Origin of the sequence: Spongiactinospora gelatinilytica (assembly GCF_003236385.1) — a bacterium.
GTDB classification, from domain to species: Bacteria; Actinomycetota; Actinomycetes; order Streptosporangiales; family Streptosporangiaceae; genus Spongiactinospora; species Spongiactinospora gelatinilytica.
In genome coordinates, this window is record NZ_POUA01000488.1 from 1 (window position 1) to 4,693 (window position 4,693).

Annotated in this window: 5 protein-coding genes; 4 read left to right on the forward strand and 1 reads right to left on the reverse strand. The window is 68.0% G+C overall.

Features of this window, described 5'->3' with window-relative positions; genetic code table 11:
• On the reverse strand, positions 1-624 hold a 624-nt coding region (locus tag C1I98_RS35405; protein ID WP_111171672.1), incomplete at its 3' end, for an FHA domain-containing protein.
• 182 nt (positions 625-806) lie between these two features.
• On the opposite strand from C1I98_RS35405, the gene C1I98_RS35410 reads away from it, so the two are divergent.
• The 4 genes from C1I98_RS35410 to C1I98_RS35425 all read left to right on the forward strand — a co-directional run.
• Entirely contained in the window at positions 807-1,979 is a 1,173-nt protein-coding gene (locus tag C1I98_RS35410) for a citrate/2-methylcitrate synthase (RefSeq protein ID WP_111171673.1), read from the forward strand.
• Positions 1,976-2,266, forward strand: a complete 291-nt coding sequence (locus C1I98_RS35415) for a DUF3017 domain-containing protein (protein ID WP_158558314.1) — start codon at positions 1,976-1,978, stop codon at positions 2,264-2,266. Before C1I98_RS35410 ends, C1I98_RS35415 begins: the two co-directional genes overlap by 4 nt.
• A 106-nt stretch (positions 2,267-2,372) precedes the next feature.
• Entirely contained in the window at positions 2,373-3,590 is a 1,218-nt protein-coding gene (locus C1I98_RS35420) for an NADP-dependent isocitrate dehydrogenase (protein ID WP_111171675.1), read from the forward strand.
• Positions 3,591-3,774: 184 nt separating this feature from the next.
• Positions 3,775-4,693, forward strand: a 919-nt coding sequence (locus tag C1I98_RS35425) for a serine/threonine-protein kinase (RefSeq protein WP_146607836.1), incomplete at its 3' end; no start/stop codon positions are given.

The window sequence follows — 4,693 nt, forward strand, 5'->3', positions numbered from 1 at the left end:
GTTGCCGCCTTCGGGTTGTGGGGCGGGGGCGCGTTGCGGTGGGACCACCGGAGTGGGGCGGACCAGGCCGAGTGCGACGACCTCGTTGGCCAGCCGGGTGCGCCGGTTGGTGCCCTCCGGGATGCGGAACTTCTGGTACAGCCGGAGCAGGTGCTGTTTCACCGCCGCCTCGGTGACCACGAGATCGTCGGCGATCTCGCGGGCGGTCGCGGGGGCGACGAACGCCTCGTCCGACAGGGCCGGACGGCAGAGCGACGTGAGCACGTCGACCTCGCGCCTGGTCAGCTCGGGCGCGGCGGCCCGGCGTAGTTCCACCTCGGGTGTGAAGTCCTCCCTTGGGATGCCGCCGATCCTCGCCCGGGCCGCGCCGAAGGAGACGACGTCGCCGTCGTCGAGCACCCTCCTGGCGATCGGCCTGCCGTTGACCCGCGTGCCGTTGCGGGACAGGCCGAGATCGACCACATAGAGATAAGGTCCGCGCCGGACGAACTCGGCGTGCAGGCGTGACACGCTCGGGTCCGTCAGCCGGACGTCGACACCACGGCCTCGGCCGACCGTGGTGATCTCGGGGCGCAACGGGACCACCTCGCCTGTGTCCTCGATGCGTATGAACGGCCCCTCCACGGCAGTTCCTCCCCAGGTAGCCCGCCGTATCTTCTGCTATAGCTCCGGCTTACCCAAACGAGGGGATGGGGAATCGCCTTTGCCGTAAGGAGAATCCGGCTCGAATTTAGCCTTGACCCCCAACCGAGGTTTTGCCAGCTCACGGGTAGACTTCGGGCGACGATACGCGGAGGAAACACACAATGAACGCAACTTCCCCCGAGGGGGCCGCCGGAGGCGGAGCCTCGCGGGCGACAGCGGACAAACCCACCAAAGGTCTCGCTGATGTCGTCGCAGCGTCAACAGCGCTGAGCGACATCGACGGCCGGGAAGGCCGCCTGTTCTATCGCGGCTACGACATCCACGACCTCGCCGGCCGTACGACCTTCGAAGAGACCGCGCACCTGCTCCAGTGCGGCACCCTTCCCACCCGGCAACAGCTCGCCGCGTACGGCGCCGGCCTGGTAGAGGGGCGAGCGCTCGGGGCGCTGGTCGAGGCGAACATCCCCGAGATCGCCGAGAAGATGGAACCGATGGAGGCGCTGCGCACGCTGGTGTCGCTGGCCGGCGCGGAAGACCCTGACAAGTCCTCCAACTCCGTCGACGCCAACCTGCGCAAGGCCGCCCGCCTCACCGCCCAGCAGCCGATCCTGGTCGCCCGCTACCACGCCGCCCGCACCGGCAAGAGCGTCCCCGACCCCGATCCCCGGTTGAGCATCGCGGCCAACTTCCTGCTCCAGATCACCGGGTCCACGCCCGACCCGCGAGCGGTCGAGATCTTCGACGCCTGCCTGGTGCTGCACGCCGACCACACGATGAACGCCTCGACGTTCGCCGCCAGAGTGTGCGCCGCGACGCTGTCCGACATGCACTCGGCCATCGTCGCCGCCATCGGCACGCTCAAGGGCCCGCTGCACGGCGGGGCCAACGAGCAGGTCATGCGGACCCTCCAGAGCATCGAGCCCGGCAATGTCGCGCAGACCGTCAAGGACATGCTGGCCGCGCACAAGAAGATCATGGGCTTCGGTCACCGCGTCTACAAGACCGAGGACCCCCGCGCCACCCACCTGCGCAAGATGTCGCAGGAGCTGGCCGAGGCCCACGGCGACGACACCTACTTCCGGATGTCCCGGGAGATGGAGCAGGTCGTGCTGGAGGAGAAGGGACTTTTCCCGAACGTCGACTTCTACGCGGCCACGGTCTACCACTATCTTGGGATACCCACCGACCTGTTCACGCCGGTGTTCTCGGTGAGCCGCATGTCGGGATGGACCGCACACGTGATCGAACAGCACGCCGACAACCGGCTGATCCGCCCGGACAGCGAGTACATCGGCGAGCGGGACCAGAAGTGGGAACCGATCGACGCGAGGTGACCGGACTGCAGCGGACCGGCTGGGGAGCGTACGCCGTCGTACTGACGGGTACGCTCTTCGGCTTGGCCGCTGCCCTGTTCGGTGCTCCCACCGAGGTCGCGGTGCCCTTGATCGGCGTGTTCTTCCTGATCGGGGCACTGTTTCGCGGCGTGCTCCCCGAGGCGCGGGCGAGCCGGCTCGCCGTACGCGCCAAGGCGACCGACGTCGTGACCCTCGGACTGCTCGGCCTTTTGCTGGTCTTCGGCGGTCTGATGCTCCTTGTGCCCAGGGAGTGGATCGTCGGATGACCGGCCGACCGGCGGCACCTTCGTGACCGTCCGATAGCCTCAACGGCCAGCGAGCCTCATAAGGGACCGTACCGGCCAGTGTTAGTTCAGAAGGGGAACCACAGGCATGCCCAAGATCAAGGTAGCGGGACCCGTCGTCGAGCTTGACGGCGACGAGATGACGCGGATCATCTGGCAGTTCATCAAGGACCAGTTGATCCTTCCCTACCTCGACGTCGATCTCAAGTACTACGACCTCGGCATCGAGCACCGCGACGCGACCGATGACCAGGTCACCATCGACGCCGCCAACGCGATCAAGCAGTACGGGGTCGGCGTGAAGTGCGCCACGATCACTCCCGACGAGGCCCGGGTCGAGGAGTTCGGCCTGAAGAAGATGTGGAAGTCCCCGAACGGGACGATCCGTAACATTCTCGGCGGCGTGATCTTCCGTGAGCCGATCATCATGTCCAACGTGCCGAGGCTCGTCCCCGGCTGGACCAAGCCGATCGTCGTCGGCCGTCACGCCTTCGGCGACCAGTACCGCGCCACCGACATCAAGATCCCGGGCGAGGGCACGCTGACCCTCACCTACACGCCCAAGGACGGCTCGGAGCCGATCGAGCTGGACGTGTACGACTTCCCCGGCGGCGGCGTCGCGATGGCGATGTACAACCTGGACCAGTCGATCCGCGACTTCGCCCGCGCGTCCATGCGGTACGGCCTGGACCGTGGTTACCCGGTCTACCTGTCCACCAAGAACACGATCCTCAAGGCGTACGACGGCCGGTTCAAGGACATCTTCGCCGAGGTGTTCGAGTCCGAGTTCAAGGCCGACTTCGAGGCCGCCGGGATCACCTACGAGCACCGGCTGATCGACGACATGGTGGCCGCCGCGCTCAAGTGGGAGGGCGGGTACGTCTGGGCGTGCAAGAACTACGACGGCGACGTGCAGTCCGACACGGTGGCCCAGGGCTTCGGCTCGCTCGGCCTGATGACCTCCGTGCTGATGACCCCCGACGGCCACACCGTCGAGGCCGAGGCCGCGCACGGCACCGTCACCCGGCACTACCGCCAGCACCAGCAGGGCAAGCCCACCTCCACCAACCCGATCGCCTCGATCTTCGCGTGGACCCGTGGCCTGGCCCACCGCGGCAAGCTGGACAACACGCCCGCGGTGAGCGAGTTCGCCGAGAAGCTGGAGCAGGTCTGTGTCGAGACCGTCGAGGGCGGTCAGATGACCAAGGACCTCGCGCTGCTCGTCGGCGGTGACGCCCAGTGGCTGACCACCCAGGACTTCCTGGCCGCCCTGGACGAGAACCTGAAGAAGAAGATGGCGGTCTGAGACCCCGTCGAACGCACCGAGGGCCGCCGACACGGCGGCCCTTTTGTGCTTTTTCCGGCCTTGCCGTGCCCATGACATGAGGTAACGGGCGGGTAACTCGTTTCGACCCGACAGTTCCCAGTGCCACAGGACCCGTAAAGTTTCCCTGGTCGAGACTTTGCGAAACCTCCATGGGGACATATAAATGCCGCAGATCGATCCGCTCATCACGGGGGACCCGAGCAGACTGGGGTCGTTCCGGCTGGTCGGCAGGGTCGGCGAGGGTGGGCAGGGGGTCGTCTATCTGGGCGTCGCCGAGGACGGCGAGCAGGCGGCGATCAAGTTGCTGCACGTCAGGTTCAGCGGCGACACCAGCGCCCGGTCCCGGTTCGCCCGCGAGCTGCGCGCGGCCCAGCGGGTCGCCTCGTTCTGCACGGCGCGCGTCCTTGAGGCCGACCTTGAGGGCGACGTGCCGTACATCGCCAGCGAGTACATCGAGGGCCGCTCGCTGCGCGAACGGATCGACACCGAGGGCCCGATGCGCGGCTCGGCCCTGGAACGGCTGGCGGTCGGCACCGCGACCGCGCTGACCGCGATCCACCACGCGGCGATCGTCCACCGCGACTTCAAGCCGGACAACGTGCTGCTGGCCGCCGACGGCCCCCGGGTGGTGGACTTCGGCATCGCCCGGATCATCGACTCCACCGGCACGATCACCAGCAAGGCCATCGGCACCCCGGCCTACATGGCCCCCGAGCAGATCTCCGGCGACGACGTCGGCCCCTACACGGACGTGTTCGCCTGGGGGGCGACGATCGCGTTCGCGGCCACCGGGGTCACGGTCTTCGAGGGCAGTTCGATCGCGGTCGTGCTGAACCGGGTGCTCAACCACGAGGTGGACCTCGGGGTCATGGACGAGCCGCTGCGCGGCGTGGTGCGATCGGCGCTGGACAAGTCCCCGCGCAACCGGCCGACGGCCGACCAGCTCCTGCTGCGCCTGCTGGGACGTCCGGAGAGCGGCGACGCGTCGCCCGCGGTGCTCAACCAGGGTGTACGGCTGGCGGCCCCCGGCACCGGCGGCGCCCCCCGGGGGGCGGCCGACCCGGAGACCACCCGCCAGGCCC